This window comes from Mesorhizobium sp. M0208 (assembly GCF_040322015.1).
In the GTDB taxonomy this organism is placed as follows: domain Bacteria; phylum Pseudomonadota; class Alphaproteobacteria; order Rhizobiales; family Rhizobiaceae; genus Mesorhizobium.
In genome coordinates, this window is sequence record NZ_JAMYSP010000001.1 from 149882 (window position 1) to 165641 (window position 15760).

Consider the following 15760-nt stretch of genomic DNA (forward strand, 5'->3'; position numbering starts at 1 on the left):
GGGGAACTCTTGCGTAGTATGAGTTCCTTCGCGCCCCCCTCTGTCCTGTCCGGCAGGACAGAGGGGGGCGCCGTAGAGCGCCGTCGTTACAGTTTAGCTCTCGTCGTTGTTGCCTTTGCATTCTCGCCCACCCGTGCCTTCGCCCACGCCTCCGACCGTGGCCACGTCCTGCTCCTCCCCACCGGCTACTACGTCGTCGGTGGCGCGCTCGCGGTTGCCGCCAGCTTCCTGATCCTCGCCCTACTCCCGCCGGACTCCCTCGACCGCTTCTGGCGCAAACGCTTGCCGCTTTTCGCCTTCGGCGACGGCGCGCGAACTGCCGTCAGCCTGGTATCCTTTGCCGGCTTTGCAATTCTGATTGCCGCCGGCCTGTTCGGCAGCCGCGATCCGCTCTCCAATCCGCTGCCGCTGACTGTATGGACATTGCTCTGGGTTGGCCTGGCTCTGTTGCAGGGGTTCGCCGGCGATCTCTGGTCGTGGCTCAACCCCTGGTACGGGCCGTGCCGTATCCTCTCGCACCTGTTCGGCAGATTGCAGCCGCAGTTGCTCCCCCAGTGGCTCGGCTATTGGCCGGCTTTCGTGCTGTTCTTCGCCTTCGCCTGGTTCGAGCTGATCGACCCTGCGCCCGATGATCCGGCGCGGCTGGCTTGGGCGGCCGGCGCCTATTGGCTGCTGAGCTTTGCCGCCATGCAGGTCTTCGGATACCGCGACTGGAGCCAGCGCGGCGAGTTCCTGACGGTGTTCTTTGCCATGGTAGCGCACTTCGCCATCGTCGAGCACAACGAGGACGGCCGGCTCAAACTCTGCTGGCCGGGTGCCAAGCTGCTCGGTGCCGCGTCGCTACCGCTCAGCGGCGTCGCTTTCCTGCTGCTTGCGCTGTCGTCTGTCTCCTTCGACGGCCTGTCGAAAACCTTCTTCTGGCTAGGCTGGTTCGGGATCAATCCGCTGGAGTTTCCTGGACGCACCGCTTTGATCGGCATAGGCAGTTTCGGCCTTGCGCTGAGCTTTGCCGTGCTTGCGGCGGTGTTCGCGCTCGCCCTCTTTCTTGGCCAGCACCTTGCCGGCAGCAAGCATTCGCTCGGTCACGCCGCCGGGCTTTTGGTCTGGTCGATCGTACCGATCGCGCTCGCCTACCACTTCGCGCATTATCTGACGGCGCTGCTGGTCGACGGCCAATATGCGATTGCCGCTCTTTCCGACCCGCTTGCGCTGGGCTGGAACCTGTTCGGTACCGCCGACATGTCAATTGAAGCCGGCGTTGTCGCCGGCGCCGGCTCGGCGTGGTGGCTGTGGAACCTCCAGGCCGGCGTCATCATTGCCGGCCACATGCTTGCAGTGCTTGTCGCTCATGGCTTGGCCTGGCGGCTGCATCCCGGTCCGGCTCGCGCCGCGCTCAGCCAGTTCCCGCTCACCGTGCTGATGATTGCCTATACCGTCCTCGGCCTATGGCTGCTTGCGACGCCGAGCGCCGGATGAACGAGGTGCGCGATGGCCGTCAATCGAACCTTGGGGAAAGCTCGCTTGCCACGTCAGAGCTTTGGTGATTTAGTTTGTACACATGCAATTTTCGGCCCTCTTAACAAGAGTGGCCTGCCTGCGACAGCCATTGGTCAAAGCTCAAAACAAGGGGAACTGCCGTGACTGACAAGAATGGGTTTTTCGATCTCTCCAGATCCGCTCTCACCCGCCGCACGGCGCTGAAGGGCCTTGCCGCCGGCGCCGGTCTTGCCGTCGCGCCGGGTTTCGTGCGTTACAGCCAGGCGCAGAGCTCGGCGCCGATCAAGATCGGCTTTCAGTCGCACCGCACCGGCATCGGCGCCGCCTATGGCCGCTGGTACGAGAAGACCACGGCCGCTGCCGTCAAGGCTATCAACGATGCTGGCGGCATCAACGGCCGGCCGGTCGAGGTGACCATCGAAGATGACGGCACCGATCCCGGCCGGGGCGCCGAAGTCGTCGGCAAGTTCGCCTCCCAGCACAAGACCGACATCGTCTACGGCACGCTGTTTTCGCATGTCGTCATCGGCTCGGCGCCGGCCGCCGGCGAGGCCAAGATGCCCTATTTCGTCGTTAGCGAAGGCCACCACGTCGCGTCGACCAAGTTGAACCGCTACGTTTTCCAGCCCGGCATCACCGATGTGAAGAGCCAGATCCAGTCGATGGCGCCGTGGATTGCCGCCAATGCCGGCAAGAAGGTGACGCAGATATTTCCCGATTTCGCCTTCGGCTACGACCATCGCGACTACCTGCCGCCGGCCTTGAAGGCGCAAGGCGGCGAGGTTATCGCCCAGATCGCCATCCCCCCGACGGAATCCTCCTTCACCAAATATTTCCCGCAGATCCCCGCGGAGACCGAGGTGATCTACCACGTCATGGTCGGCCCGGCGGTGCTCACCTTCGTCAAGGAGCTCGGCGAATTCTACGGCTCCAACCGGCCGCAGCTGTTCGGCTTCATCGATTCGCTCGAAGCTACCGACATCAACAGCCCCGGCCTCGAATTCCTTGACGGCAGCCATTTCTGGGAAGGTTCGCCGCGCTACGCGCAGCCTGATGATTCCCCCGCGCAGAAGGCCTACCGCGCCGCCGTCGGCATCGACGACAATGGTGCCGCCGTCGGCGACCCCAAGGACGTCTCCACCGCCGCGCATATGTTCGGCTGCTGGGAAACGCTCTATGTCGTCAAGAAGGCGATGGAAGACGCCGGCTACAAGGGCCCGGAAGACCGCGCCAAGCTGGTCGAGGCGACCGAGGCATTGACCGAGTTCGCCGAAGGGCCCGAGCATCCGCAGGGGCCGAAAACCTTCAACGGCAAGATCCACCAGTGTTTTGGCATCCAGAACATCTCCAAGGTCGAAGGCGGCCGGCTGAATGTCGTCCACAAGACCAAGATCGAGGACGGCCTCTACGAGCCGGAAGGGGATTACACGACGCAGGCGCTGTGAGCTTGGCTGCCGCAGCAAGCGTGAGCGCCAAGACACCCCCCTCTGGCCTGCCGGCCAGGCAGGCAGGCCAGAGGGGGGTGCTTCGCGCATCCGCCGGTGCTTAGCCGATGCACTTCGGACCCCACCTTCTCCTCGCCGCTCTCGAAGGCCTCGTCACCTCCGCCGTGCTGGCGCTGACGGCGCTTGGGTTGTCGCTGGTGTTCGGCGTCATGCGCGTCGTCAATGTCGCGCATGGCGAGTTTTTCATGCTCGGCGCGGTGCTTGCCTGGGCAATCTCTACGGCGATATCCGGCCATCCGGCGCTCGGCTTCCTGGCCGCCCTGGTGCTGGCGCCGCTGATCGTCGGCCTGATCGCGCTGGTCGCCGAACGGCTGGTGCTGCGCCGGCTCAACTACAATCCGGAAGCCACCATCGTCGCCACCATCGGCATGCTCTACATCATCCAGCAATTGGCGCTGACCTTCTACGGCCCGGAGGCGCGGCCGGTGGAGCCGCCGTTCAGCTACCGCATCCTCCTGCCGTGGTTCGGCTATTCCGGCTACAAGCTGTCGATCATCGCCGCGTCGGCGCTGCTGCTGGTCGCGACCTGGCTGGTGCTGACGCGCACGAAAATCGGCCTCGTCATGCGCGCTACGCAATATGACAGCGAGACGGCGCAGGCCTTCGGCATCCCGGTGACCAGAGTCTATGCCGGCGTTTTCGCGCTCGGCGCCATGCTAGCGGCTGTGGCCGCGGTGCTGATCGTGCCCATCAGCCAGGCGCATTATCTGATGGGGCAGGACCCGCTGCTGCTCTCGTTCATCGTCGTCATCATCGGCGGCCTCGGCTCGTTGCGCGGCACGGTGCTCGCCGCGGTGCTTATCGGCCTGTCCGACGGCATTATCTCGGTGTTCTTCTCGCCGACGCTGGCCAAGATCATAGCCACCTTGCTTGTCGCCATGGTGCTGGTGTTCCGGCCGCAGGGCCTGTTCGGGACAGCATCGCGATGAAGGATGCTTCGCCGGCAAAGCCATATGCGCTGCATCTCGGCGTCATCGCCCTGCTTTTCGGGCTTAGTTTTGTCCTGCCGGAATATTATCACGGCCTGCTCGCCCGCATCATGGTGCTGGCGGTCTTCGCCATGGGCTACAATCTGCTGTTCGGCTATGTCGGGCTGCTAAGCCTCGGCCATGCCATGTTCTTTTCAGCCGGGCTCTATGGCGCCGGCCTTGCCGTCATCCATCTCGGCTGGAGCGTGCCGGCCGCCTTCGCAGCCGGGCTTGCCTGCGGCGCGCTGCTTGCGCTGGTGATCGGGCTGCTGGCGCTGCGCACCTCCGGCGTCGCCTTCATGATCGTCACCATGATGTTCGCTCAGGTATTTTATCTCCTCATTCTTTATTTCGCCGCCTGGACCGGCGGCGACCAGGGCTTGGTGGTGCCGCAGCCGATGCGGGTCCTTGTCCTGGGCAGCACGTCATTCGACCTCACCAACGCGACCGTGCGCTATATAAGTGCGCTGGCACTGTTCTCGATCGTGCTGCTCATAAGCCTGGCGATAGTCCGCTCCGGCTATGGCCGTGTGCTGGTCGCCATCCGCGAGAACGAGGAGCGGACCAAGATGCTTGGCTACGACACGTTCTCCAGCAAGCTTGCCGCCGTCGTCATCTCCGGCAGCATCTGTGCGGCTTCCGGCGCTGCCTATGCGCTGCTGTTCGGCTATGTCGGCTCGAGCTTCGCCTCGGTGCAGTATTCCATCCTGCCGCTGCTCTGGGTGCTGCTGGGCGGTGCCGCCACCACGCTCGGTCCGCTGATCGGCACACTGTTCATGTATTATGTCATCGACGTCGCCAGCGGCTACACCTCGGCCTATCTGCTGATCGTCGGCATAGCGCTCATCCTGCTGGTGCTGTTCTTCCCGAGAGGCATTCTCGGCAGCATCCGCCAGCGCTGGCTCGGGTGGTTGCCATGATGCCGCTGCTTACCACCAAAGGCCTGTCGCGCAGTTTCGGCGGCTTGCGCGCCGTCGACGGCGTCGACTTCGCGCTGATGCCGGGCGAGATCCGCGCCATCATCGGCCCCAACGGTGCCGGCAAGACCACCTTCGTCAGCCTGGTCAGCGGCCGCATCCAGCCCTCGTCGGGCATGATCGTCTTCGACGGCGCCGACATCACCAGCCTGCCTGCCTACGCCCGAGTTCGCCTTGGCATCGCCTACACGTTCCAGATCACCAGCGTCTTTGCCAATCTCAGCGCCTACGACAATGTTGCCCTGCCGGTGCAGCGCACGCTGACCGACGGCCGCTCGAAGGGCGCGGTTCACACCGGCGTCATGGCGGCTCTCGAGCGCACCGGCCTTGCCGACCGGGCGCAAATGCCGGCCGGGCAATTGTCCTACGGTCACCAGCGGCTGCTGGAAGTGGCAATGGGACTGGCACTGAAGCCGCGGCTGCTGATCCTCGACGAACCGACGCAAGGGCTGGCCGATAGCGAGATCGACAATTTCATCGAGCTGGTGCGCGAGATCGCCGACAGTGCCACCGTGCTTTTGATCGAGCACAACATGCCGGTGGTCATGCAACTCGCCGACCGCATCACCGTCTTCAATGCCGGCAGGATCTTGGCTGAAGGCACGCCCGAGCAGATCCGCGCCAATGCCGCGGTGCAGGACGCCTATCTGGGGACCACCCATGGCTGAGGCCCAGTCCAAGGCGTTGACCATATCCGGGCTCGATTGCTTCTATAGCGAAGTCCAGGTGCTCTATGGCTTGGATCTTGTGTTGAACGAGGGCGAGGTGCTCTGCCTGTTCGGCCGCAACGGCGCCGGCAAGACGACGACGCTGAAGGCGATCATGGGCCTGGTGCCGGCAAGCGCCGGCTCGATCCGGCTCGAAGGCCGGGAATTGACCGGTCTGCCGGCACATGAGGTGCCCAAGGCTGGCGTCGCCTACGTGCCGCAGGGCCGGCGGCTGTTCGCCGAGATGACCGTGGCGGAAAACATCGAGATCGGCCTGATGGCCCGCAACAAGGGCAAGGCGACGCGCGAGAACGTGCTCGATCTTTTCCCGTTGCTGCGCCAGCGCCTCAGGCAGCGTTCCGGCACGCTGTCCGGCGGCGAGCAGCAGATGCTGGCCATGGCCCGCGCCCTGTGTCTGGAACCGCAGGTGCTCCTGCTCGATGAACCGACCGAAGGGCTGATGCCGTCGATGATCGCCAGGATCCGTGAAACCGTGTCGAAACTGCGAGCGCTCGGCGTGTCGACAATTCTTGTCGAACAGCGCGTCGACGCCGTGCTCTCGGTCGCAGACCGCGTTTGCTTCATCGAGAACGGCCGCAACCGCGAGACGGTCGATGTCGAGGAACTGCGTGCCGATCCCTCGGCGGTCCGTCGCTATGTCGGCGTCGGCTGATCAGGCAAAAAACAGCAAGCCGGCGAGCAGGAAAGTCGGGATCAGCACGGCGCCCGACCACGCCATATAGCCAAAGAAGCTCGGCATCTTGATGCCGCGATGCCTGGCAATGGCGTAGACCATGAAATTCGGCGCGTTGCCGACATAGGTGTTTGCGCCCATGAACACCGCGCCTGCCGAGATCGCCGCCAGCGTCGAGGCGAGCTCGGTCATCAGATGCTGCGCATCGCCGCCGGCCAGTTCGAAGAACACCAGATAGGTCGGCGCATTGTCGAGGAAGGACGACAGCGCTCCGGTCAGCCAGAAATACGCGAGATTGTCGGGCGCGCCGGTCGGCGAACTGACCAGCAGCACCAACGGCGCCAGCGCGCCGTCGAGGCCGGCCCGCAATATGGCGACGACCGGAACGATGCAGATGAAGATGCTGGCGAACAGCTTCGCCACCTCGGCGATCGGCCCCCAGCTGAAGGCGTTTGCGCCGCGAAACTCCTTCGGCGAGACGACAAGCGACGTGAAGGCCAGTATCAGGATGACGGCGTCGCGCACCAGGTTCTGCAGCTCGAGGCTGACGCCCTGAAACGAGAAACTCACTCCCGGCTTCCAGGCAGCGGAAATCAGGATCGCGGCGATTACGCCGGCCAGCAGCGGGATGTTGGCCAGGCCGCGAATGCGCACCTTGCTGTCGGGCGTCGGATCCTTGATCTTCGGCGCGCCTTCCTCCCGATGATGCATGATGATGTCGCTCGCCAGGAAAACCACCAGCACCACGCCGGCGACGAACAGCGTCTCGGGCAACAGGTGAACTGTCGTCCAGAAGAAATCGACGCCGCGCAGAAAGCCGACGAACAGCGGCGGATCGCCGAGCGGCGTCAGCGAGCCGCCGATGTTGGACACCAGGAAGATGAAGAAGATGACGACATGGGCGTTGAAGCGCCGGTTATCGTTGGCGCGGATGAGCGGCCGGATCAGAATCATCGAGGCGCCGGTTGTGCCGATGATCGAGGCAAGCACCGCCCCGCCCAGCAACAGCCCGGCATTGACCAGCGGCGTGCCGTGTATGTTGCCGGCAACGAAGATGCCGCCCGAAATGGTGAACAGCGCAAACAGCAGGATGATGAACGACATGTATTCGGTGAGCAGCGCATGCAGCACCGCCTGCGTGGCCGACGGGATGCCGAAGGCGATTGCCAGCGGCCCGATCACCAATGCTGCCCAGAAGGCAGCGATCTTGCCGTAATGGTGCTCCCAGGCATGATGGAACAGCAGCGGGCCGGTCGCAATGCAAAGCAACAGCCCGGCAAACGGCAACACCCACCACAGCGACATGGCGGCGCCCGGCAATTCGTGCGCTTCGGCCGCGAGAACCGCTCCCGGAGAAAGGATCGCGGCAATAAATGCAGCACTTGCCGTCAACGCCGCAAACCGCATGAAGCCCCTCAAAAGTCTGTCAGGTTCGGCTGGATGACGTTCAAATCAGTGCCACGCCGGCATCGCGCATCCGGCCCAGCATCGTCTCCATGGAGCCGTTGAGATCGATGCCGCGGCAGGCGTCGAGCCGAACCGACGTCGCAAAGCCGAGCTTGACCGCGTCGAGCGCCGAAAAGGCGACGCAGAAATCCGTCGCCAGGCCGACCAGGGTCAGCGTATCGATATTCCGCTCCCGGAGATAGCCGGCAAGGCCGGTCGGCGTCGTCCGGTCGTTCTCGAAGAATGCCGAATAGCTGTCGATCGCAGGACGGAACCCCTTGCGGATGACCAGCTCGGCCTTGCTCCAGGCCAAGCCGGAATGGAAGTCCGAACCCAAGCTGCCCTGGATGCAGTGATCAGGCCACAGCGTCTGCTCGCCATAAGGCATGTCGATCGTTTCGAACGGTCTCTTGCCGGGGTGGCTGGAGGCAAAGCTCGAATGGCCGGCAGGGTGCCAGTCCTGCGTCAGCAGGACGTGCTCGGTCCGCCGGATAAGATCATTGACCAACGGCACGATTTCGTCGCCACCGGCCACTTCCAGGGCGCCACCCGGGCAGAAATCGTTCTGCAGGTCGATAATGACAAGCGCTTCGTCGGCCATGGAGCCTCCTTATTTTCTTTGTCCTGAGCTTAGGCTCCAATAAAAACGCGACCGGACGCAGAAACTTGACCAGATGGCCGGCTGCGTCAACCTCTCGTGGCATAACAAATGCGTTCCGGGCGCACGGTGCCAACAGCCGTGCAAACTCTGGCTTTGACAATTCCTGCCGGCTTGATATCATTTGCATACGAATGAATTTCCTGCCTTGAATGCTCGGGAAGGTCTTTCGGCAGGATCCCTCTCGGGAAGCCCATTCTGGGAAGGCAAAGCGTGATCCGTTACGCAAAACCCACCACGGTCGACGACGCCCTCGCGTTGCTGGGCGAAGGGCAATGGCGCATCCTTGCCGGTGGCACGGATTTTTATCCGGCACAGGGCAGCAAGCCTTTCCGCGACAATATCCTCGACATCAATGGCCTGGCGGCATTGCGCGGCATTGCTGAAGCCGAAAACCATTGGCTCATTGGCGCCCGCACCGCCTGGACCGATCTCGTCCGCCATCCGCTGCCGGCGGCCTTCGACGTGCTGAAGCAGGCGGCGCGGGAAGTTGGCTCGGTGCAGATCCAAAACGTTGCCTCGATAGCCGGCAATCTCTGCAATGCCTCGCCGGCCGCCGACGGTGTGCCGGCGCTGCTGGTGCTCGATGCCGAAGTCGAACTGCGTTCCTCGGTTGCGACCCGGCATTTGCCCCTTGCAAAGTTCATTCTTGGCAACCGTCGCACCGCTCTGCAGTCCGGCGAAATGGTGACGGCAATCCGTATTGCCAAACCTGCGACCGCCGGCGGCTCCGCCTTCGTGAAACTCGGCGCGCGGCGTTATCTCGTCATCTCCATCGCCATGGCTGCCGCACGCCTGGCCGTCGAAGATGGTATTGTCAGGAAAGCGGCCGTCGCCGTCGGGTCCTGCTCGGTCGTCGCCAGGCGCCTGGCGAGTGTCGAGGCGGCGCTGCACGGCCTGCCCGTCGGCCCCGCGCTGGCCGCTGCGATCCAATCCGCGCCAATGGACGAGCTGTCGCCGATCGGCGACGTGCGCGGCAGCGCCGAATATCGGCTGGATGCGGCGCGCGAGATAGTCGTCCGTGCTGTGCTTGGTGCTGTGGGCGCAATCCCCGGCGAAAGGGCGGCGGCCTGATGGGCATGGAGCGCGCCGACATCGCCTTCGAGGTCAACGGCGCCGCCGTCAGCGTTTGCGTGCCGCCGGTGCGGCGGCTGTCCGCGGTGTTGCGCGACGAGCTGCGGCTGACCGGCACCAAGGTCGGCTGTGATGCCGGCGATTGCGGCGCCTGCACGGTGCTGGTCGACGGCGAGCCGGTCTGCGCCTGCCTGATGCCCGCGGCTTCCGCCTCCGGCACCGTCGTGACGACCGTCGAAGGTCTCGGCAACGGCAGGCTGTCGGCACTGCAGGCCTCGTTTCTCAGCCATGGCGCAGCACAGTGCGGCGCCTGCACGCCCGGCCTGCTGGTCGCCGCAACGGCACTCCTGGACAGGACGCCTTACCCGAGCGAGGCTGAAACGCAGGATGCGCTCGGCGGTGTACTCTGCCGCTGCACCGGCTATCGCAAGATCGTCGCGGCGGTGATGGATGCTTGGCGCCACGCCGGCGGTCTCGATCAGCGCATGCCATCCTCTGGCCACGCCGTCGGCTCCTGCCCGATCCGCCTCGATGGCGTGCCGAAAGTCACTGGCGGCGAAAAATTCGGCGGCGATTCCTTCCCCGCCGACGCGCTGTGGGTGCTGGTGGTCCGCTCACCGCACTATCATGCCGCCTTCAGCTTCGGCGATCTCGGCAGCTGGGTGAAATCCCGTCCCGGCATTGCCGGCGTCTTCACCGCCGCCGACATTCCGGGAAAGAATTGTTTCGGCGTCATCGCGCCCTTCGCCGACCAGCCGGCGCTGGCCGAAGGGGTTTCGCGCTTTCGCGGCGAGGCGGTGGCGCTGGTTGCCGGCGAACGCGAGGCTATCCTCGATCTCGACCTAGCCGATTTCCCTGTCAGTTGGACCGAGTTGCGGCATTTTCTGGAAACTGGCGAAGCGCAGGCCGGCGGCACGCCACTGGTCCATGAAAACCGGCCCTCGAACCTGCTCACCTCCGGCTTTGTCGAGCGTGGCGACCCCGAAGCCGCGCTTGCCGGTGCGGCTTTCGTCGTTTCTGGCGCCATCGACACCTCCTATGTCGAGCACGCCTATATCGAACCGGAAGCCGGCTATGCCTTCATGGACGGCGACACGCTGGTCGTCGTCGCCTGCACGCAGGCGCCCTATATGGACCGTGACGACACGGCAAAAGTGCTCGGCCTTACCCCGGAAAAGGTGCGCATCGTGCCGACCGCGACCGGCGGCGGCTTCGGCTCGAAGCTCGACGTCTCGCTGCAACCGCTCATCGGCCTCATCGCCATGAAAACCGGCCGGCCGGCGGCGCTCGCCTACAGCCGCACCGAATCGATGATCTCGACCACCAAGCGCCATCCGGCCCTGATGAGAGCGAGCATCGGCGCCGATGCCGACGGCCGTGTCACCGGCATGGTCTTCGCCGGCGATTTCAACACCGGCGCATATGCCAGCTGGGGGCCGACGGTCGCCAACCGCGTGCCGGTGCACGCCTCCGGCCCCTATGCTACGCCGAACTATCGCGCCGAAGGCCGCGCCATCCACACCAATGGCCCGATTGCCGGCGCCTTTCGCGGTTTCGGCGTGCCGCAGGCCACGATCATGCAGGAGACCCTCTATGACGAGCTGGCCGACAAGCTCGGCATGGATCGGCTCGACTTTCGCCTGAAGAACTGCCTTCGGAACGGATCCGAAACAGTTACCGGGCAGCGGCTCGAGTCGGGCGTCGGCATCGCCGACTGCCTGGAGGCCCTCCGTTCACATTGGCAGCGTGCCGTTCGCGATGCCGAAGCGTTCAATGCCGGTAGCAGCATCAAAAAACGCGGCGTCGGCATCGCTTCTTGCTGGTACGGCTGCGGCAACACCTCGCTGCCCAATCCGTCGACCATCAAGGTCGGCATCTCGATATCGGGCGAAGTCGTCCTGCATCAGGGGGCGGTCGATATCGGGCAAGGCTCCAACACCGTCATCGCGCAGATCTGCGCCGACGCGTTGGGTCTGCCATTGGAGAAGTTGCGGCTGAAAGGCGCCGATACGGCGATCACCCCCGACGCCGGCAAGACCTCGGCCTCGCGCCAGACTTTCGTCACCGGCAAGGCCGCCGAAAAGGCCGGCCGCGCCTTGCGCGAGGAGATCTTGCGTTTCGCCAATGTCTCGCAAAAGGCGGCGATTGCGCTGGACGGCACAAGCCTGAGCATTAGGGAAGGCGAAGCAACGCGCCGCATCGATCTTTCCTCGCTAAAGGCAGACGCCGAAGGATTTGTCTTCCGGGCCGAGGAAAGCTACGACCCGCCGACCCAGCCGCTCGATGCAAAAGGTCAGGGCAAGCCTTACGCCGTCTATGGTTATGGCGCCCAGATCGCCGAACTGGAGGTCGACCTCAAGCTCGGCACTGTGAAGCTGATAAAAATCACTGCCGCCCACGATGTCGGCAAGGCCATCAATCCCTTGCTTGCCGAGGGCCAGATTGAGGGTGGCATCGCCCAGGGCATCGGCATGGCGCTGATGGAAGAGTATATCCCCGGCCGCACCGAAAACCTGCACGACTATCTGATCCCGACGATCGGCGACGTGCCGCCGATCGAGACCATCCTGATAGAAGTTCCGGATCCGGAAGGACCCTTCGGGGCCAAGGGTTTGGGCGAGCATGTGCTGATTCCGACGGCGCCGGCGATCCTCAACGCCATCCGCCATGCAACAGGTGTGCTGGTCACCAAAATTCCGGCGACGCCAACCCGCATCCGCGCCGCCATCCGCGACAAGGAGGCGCGCCGATGAGCGAGCTTGCCGAACGCTTCGAGACGCATGATCCCGGCGAGAAGCTGGTGGCCGAGAAGATCCGCTGCGATGCCTGTCCGGTCATGTGCTACATCGCCGATGGCCGCACCGGCGCCTGCGATCGCTACGGCAATGTTGGCGGCAGGATCGTGCGGATGGATCCGCTGACCATCCTCGACCACGCGGCCGAGACCGGCGCCGCAATCGTACCCTTTGCCGAGGAAGGCGAGGCATGGGACGGCGAACTGGTCAACACCGGCCGCCGCTTCGTCACCGCCATCGGCGCCGGCACCACCTATCCCGATTACAAGCCGGCGCCTTTCATCGTCAGCCAGGAGGTCGAGGGCGTCGATCTGGTCACCGTCGTCACCGAGGGCATCTTCTCCTATTGCGGCGTCAAGGTGAAGATCGACACCGATCGTCATATCGGCCCCGAAACGGCGACGGTCCGTGCCCAAGGCGAGGCGATCGGCCATGTCACCACCGGCGAATACGGCTCGCAGATGCTGTCGCTGGGCGGCGTACATCATTTGACCGGCGGCTCGAAGGCTGAAGGGCGCGCCACCTGTGACGCCATGCTCGCCCTGTGCAACCGCAAACCGGTCGAACTCGTCATCGACGGCGGCGCCACCGTCATCGTCGAAGCCGGCAAGCCGCCGGTCATCGACGGCAAGCTCGAACAGCGCATGCGCGTCGGCTGCGGTTCGGCCACCATAGGCATGTTCGCGACCCAATGGCGCGGCCTTGTTGACGAGGCGGTGGTGGTCGATGACCACATCACCGGCGTCGTCTCCGAGCATCAGGCCGGCAAGGTGCTTGGCTGGCAGGATACCGGCATCAAGATCATCGGCCGCCGTTCGACGCCGGGCCGTTATTTCAAGGTGTCGGAACCCGGCCTCGGCTGGGGCGGCACCAGTATCTCCGACCCGCTGTCGATCCTTGGTGAATGGAACGCCAAAAAGGGTGCGCGCCCCGGCATGTCGCTGCTGATGGTCTCGACCACCGGCGAGCAATTCGCCTATTACGAGCTCGACGACGAATTGAAGCCTGTGCAGAAACCGTTCCCGGAGCGGCTGCGGAAGTCGGTTGAACTGATCGAGGACAATTGTGAGCCGGCGCTCTGCACCGTGCTTTTCGTCGGCGGCGCCGGCGGCTCGCTGCGCGCCGGCGTCACCGAGAACCCGGTCAATCTGACCCGCTCGGTGCAGGGCCTCAAGACCTATGTGACGGTCGGCGGCGCGCCGGTCTATGTCTGGCCGGGCGGCGGCATCACGCTGATGGTCGACGTCACCCGCGTGCCGGAAGGCGCCTTCGGCTATGTGCCGACGCCGGCGCTGGTGGCCCCGATCGAGTTCACCATGCGCCGCGACGATTATGTCAGGCTTGGCGGCTACGAAGCCGAAATCCGCAGCGTCGACGATATCCTGGCCAAGGGCGGCGAATATCTCAATCCGCGCCGCGGCACGGCCGCACCCCGGGACAATCCCTGGCCGCCGCTGGCTCAGTTGCGTCGCGCGGCCGCAAACGGGGCCGGGCGATGAACGGCCCGCAGGCGCATTGGCTCGAGGACGGCCGGAGGCTTCACCTCAATCATGGGCCGATCGACCTGATCGTCGAGGCCTTCGGCGAGGCAAGCGAATGCCGGACTGCCTATAGCCAGGCAGTGGCGCGCTTCCAGCCAATCCTGGTTGAACTGGTCGAAGAGTTGCCCGAACTACGGCGCCCGGCCGCCTCGCGGCCACGTCCTTTCGCTGGCCCGACGGCGCGCCGCATGGAAGCGGCGGTCGTTCCGCTAGCGAAACAATTTATCACACCGATGGCGGCCGTCGCCGGCTCGGTAGCCGACGAAGTGCTTGGGGCCCTGCTTGCCGACCGCCGGCTCGAGCGCGCCTATGTCAACAATGGCGGCGACAGCGCGATCCATCTCGGCAACGGGCAGTCGATGACGCTTGCCATTGCCGGGACAGGTCATGGGTTGGCAGATCGTCTCACGATCCGCGCCGAAGATGGGATCCGCGGCGTCGCGACCAGCGGCTGGCGCGGCCGCTCCTTTTCGCTCGGCATCGCCGACGCGGTCACGGTGCTGGCGCGAACGGGTGCTGACGCCGATGCCGCCGCGACCTTGATCGCCAACGCCGTCGACCTGCCCGGTCATCCGGCCGTTAGGCGCGTACGGGCGCGCGATCTCGCACCTGACAGCGATCTCGGCGACCGTTTGGTGACGCAGGGCGTGGGGCCGCTTTCCGCCGCTGAAATCGCTATTGCGCTGGAAGGCGGATTTGCCGTTGCCGAGGAGTTTCGGCGGCGCGGTCTGATTGCCGCCGCGGCGCTTTTCCTCGGCGGTCAGGCGCGCATCGCAGGTCCGATGGGGCTCGCCGATAAAGCTTTAGAGAGGGAAATTGCTCATGCCTGAGTTTCCGATCCGCAAGATCGCCGTGCTGACCGAAGAGATTTTTCACGAGGGCGGGCCGGTGGCGAAGGTGCCGCGGCGCCGCGCCGCGGCCATGGCTGTGGTCAAGAACCCGTTCGCCGGCCGTTACGTCGAGGAACTACAGAGCGCCATGGAGGATTTGAAGCCGCTCGGGCTGCTGCTCTCCGACAGGCTTATTGCCGCATTGGGCGGCGACGTGAAACAGATCGACGGTTACGGCAAGGGCGCCATCGTCGGCATGGCGGGCGAGCTGGAGCATGGCGCGCTGTGGCATGTGCCGGGCGGCTATGCGATGCGCGAGCGGCTCGGCGACGCCAAGGCGATCGTGCCGTCGGCAAAGAAGGTCGGCGCTTTCGGCGCGCGGCTCGATGTGCCGCTCGGCCACATCAACGCCGCCTATGTGCGCAGCCATTTCGATGCCATGGAAATCGGCATCAGCGATGGCCCGCGTCCCGACGAGATCCTGTTCTGCCTCGCAATGACCTGCGGCCCGCGCGTGCACGACCGCATGGGAGGGCTGGCGGCCAAGGACATCAAGGCATGGGACGGGCTGCGGTGAGCGCCGAAGACAATCTGCTCAAGCTGGTCGAGACCGAGGAGCCTGACGAAAACGACTATCGCTTGCAGGAGCAGGTCGGCTTCATCCTGCGCAAGGCGCATCAGCGCCATGTCTCGATCTTCGCCGCACACATCGCCGATCTGACGCCGCCGCAATTTGCCGCTTTGGCCAAATTGCGCGACGTCGGCGAGACCTCGCAGAACCAGCTTGGCAGCCTGATCGCCATGGATGCGGCGACCGTGAAGGGTGTCATCGACCGGCTGAAAGCGCGTGGCTTTGTCGAACTTAGCAAACACGAAGTCGACAAACGGCGCCTGCTGGTCAATCTGACGGCCGAGGGGCGCGACGCGATCGAGCGGCTGATTCCGCTTGCCCGCGAGATCACGCAGGAAACGCTGGCGCCGCTTTCCGCCAAGGAGGCTGCCATTTTCATGAAGCTGCTGGGCAAGCTGGCTTAATCTGCTGCCTGCCGGCGTTTGATTGTTGTTCCT

At 64.6% G+C, this 15760-nt stretch carries 14 protein-coding genes; 12 read left to right on the forward strand and 2 right to left on the reverse strand.

Annotated features, from left to right (window positions below; all coding sequences use genetic code 11):
- The first annotated feature begins 18 nt into the window (after positions 1 to 18).
- The 6 genes from NKJ17_RS00790 to NKJ17_RS00815 all read left to right on the forward strand — a co-directional run bounded on the left by NKJ17_RS00790 (position 19) and on the right by NKJ17_RS00815 (position 6327).
- On the forward strand, positions 19 to 1476 hold the full coding sequence (locus tag NKJ17_RS00790; protein WP_352686383.1) for a hypothetical protein: 1458 nt from the start codon (positions 19 to 21) through the stop codon (positions 1474 to 1476).
- A gap of 161 nt (positions 1477 to 1637) precedes the next feature.
- Positions 1638 to 2942 (forward strand): ABC transporter substrate-binding protein, encoded by a 1305-nt coding sequence (locus tag NKJ17_RS00795; RefSeq protein WP_352686386.1) that lies wholly within the window; start codon positions 1638 to 1640, stop codon positions 2940 to 2942.
- 107 nt (positions 2943 to 3049) lie between these two features.
- Entirely contained in the window at positions 3050 to 3931 is an 882-nt protein-coding gene (locus tag NKJ17_RS00800) for a branched-chain amino acid ABC transporter permease (RefSeq protein WP_352686389.1), read from the forward strand.
- Positions 3928 to 4890 carry a branched-chain amino acid ABC transporter permease gene (locus NKJ17_RS00805; RefSeq protein ID WP_352686391.1) on the forward strand — a complete coding sequence of 321 codons (963 nt, stop codon included), beginning with the start codon at positions 3928 to 3930 and terminating at the stop codon, positions 4888 to 4890. Before NKJ17_RS00800 ends, NKJ17_RS00805 begins: the two co-directional genes overlap by 4 nt.
- Positions 4887 to 5615 (forward strand): ABC transporter ATP-binding protein, encoded by a 729-nt coding sequence (locus NKJ17_RS00810; RefSeq protein ID WP_352506045.1) that lies wholly within the window; start codon positions 4887 to 4889, stop codon positions 5613 to 5615. Before NKJ17_RS00805 ends, NKJ17_RS00810 begins: the two co-directional genes overlap by 4 nt.
- Complete coding sequence (locus NKJ17_RS00815; protein ID WP_352686394.1) at positions 5608 to 6327, forward strand: ABC transporter ATP-binding protein; 720 nt, start codon at positions 5608 to 5610, stop codon at positions 6325 to 6327. The genes NKJ17_RS00810 and NKJ17_RS00815 overlap by 8 nt, the downstream gene beginning before the upstream one ends.
- On the opposite strand, the gene NKJ17_RS00820 is transcribed toward NKJ17_RS00815, so the two are convergent.
- Positions 6328 to 7755: a sodium:proton antiporter gene (locus NKJ17_RS00820; protein ID WP_352686397.1), complete on the reverse strand. Its 1428-nt coding sequence runs from the start codon at positions 7753 to 7755 to the stop codon at positions 6328 to 6330.
- 40 nt (positions 7756 to 7795) lie between these two features.
- Positions 7796 to 8395 carry a bifunctional nicotinamidase/pyrazinamidase gene (pncA, locus tag NKJ17_RS00825; RefSeq protein ID WP_352506043.1) on the reverse strand — a complete coding sequence of 200 codons (600 nt, stop codon included), beginning with the start codon at positions 8393 to 8395 and terminating at the stop codon, positions 7796 to 7798.
- Between the two features lie 270 nt (positions 8396 to 8665).
- Between pncA and NKJ17_RS00830 the strand changes: the two genes are divergently transcribed.
- From NKJ17_RS00830 to NKJ17_RS00855, 6 genes are read left to right on the forward strand one after another with little or no spacing between them, the layout of a single operon-like run.
- Positions 8666 to 9526, forward strand: a complete 861-nt coding sequence (locus tag NKJ17_RS00830; RefSeq protein ID WP_352686400.1) for an FAD binding domain-containing protein — start codon at positions 8666 to 8668, stop codon at positions 9524 to 9526.
- On the forward strand, positions 9526 to 12279 hold the full coding sequence (locus NKJ17_RS00835) for a molybdopterin-dependent oxidoreductase (protein WP_352686403.1): 2754 nt from the start codon (positions 9526 to 9528) through the stop codon (positions 12277 to 12279). Before NKJ17_RS00830 ends, NKJ17_RS00835 begins: the two co-directional genes overlap by 1 nt.
- On the forward strand, positions 12276 to 13820 hold the full coding sequence (locus tag NKJ17_RS00840; protein ID WP_352686407.1) for a 6-hydroxynicotinate reductase: 1545 nt from the start codon (positions 12276 to 12278) through the stop codon (positions 13818 to 13820). Before NKJ17_RS00835 ends, NKJ17_RS00840 begins: the two co-directional genes overlap by 4 nt.
- Positions 13817 to 14692: a UPF0280 family protein gene (locus tag NKJ17_RS00845; RefSeq protein WP_352686410.1), complete on the forward strand. Its 876-nt coding sequence runs from the start codon at positions 13817 to 13819 to the stop codon at positions 14690 to 14692. Before NKJ17_RS00840 ends, NKJ17_RS00845 begins: the two co-directional genes overlap by 4 nt.
- On the forward strand, positions 14685 to 15269 hold the full coding sequence (locus NKJ17_RS00850) for an amino acid synthesis family protein (protein WP_352467809.1): 585 nt from the start codon (positions 14685 to 14687) through the stop codon (positions 15267 to 15269). Before NKJ17_RS00845 ends, NKJ17_RS00850 begins: the two co-directional genes overlap by 8 nt.
- A complete protein-coding gene (locus NKJ17_RS00855) occupies positions 15266 to 15727 on the forward strand; it encodes a MarR family winged helix-turn-helix transcriptional regulator (RefSeq protein ID WP_352686651.1) in 462 nt (153 codons plus the stop codon). Before NKJ17_RS00850 ends, NKJ17_RS00855 begins: the two co-directional genes overlap by 4 nt.
- Positions 15728 to 15760 lie beyond the last annotated feature (33 nt).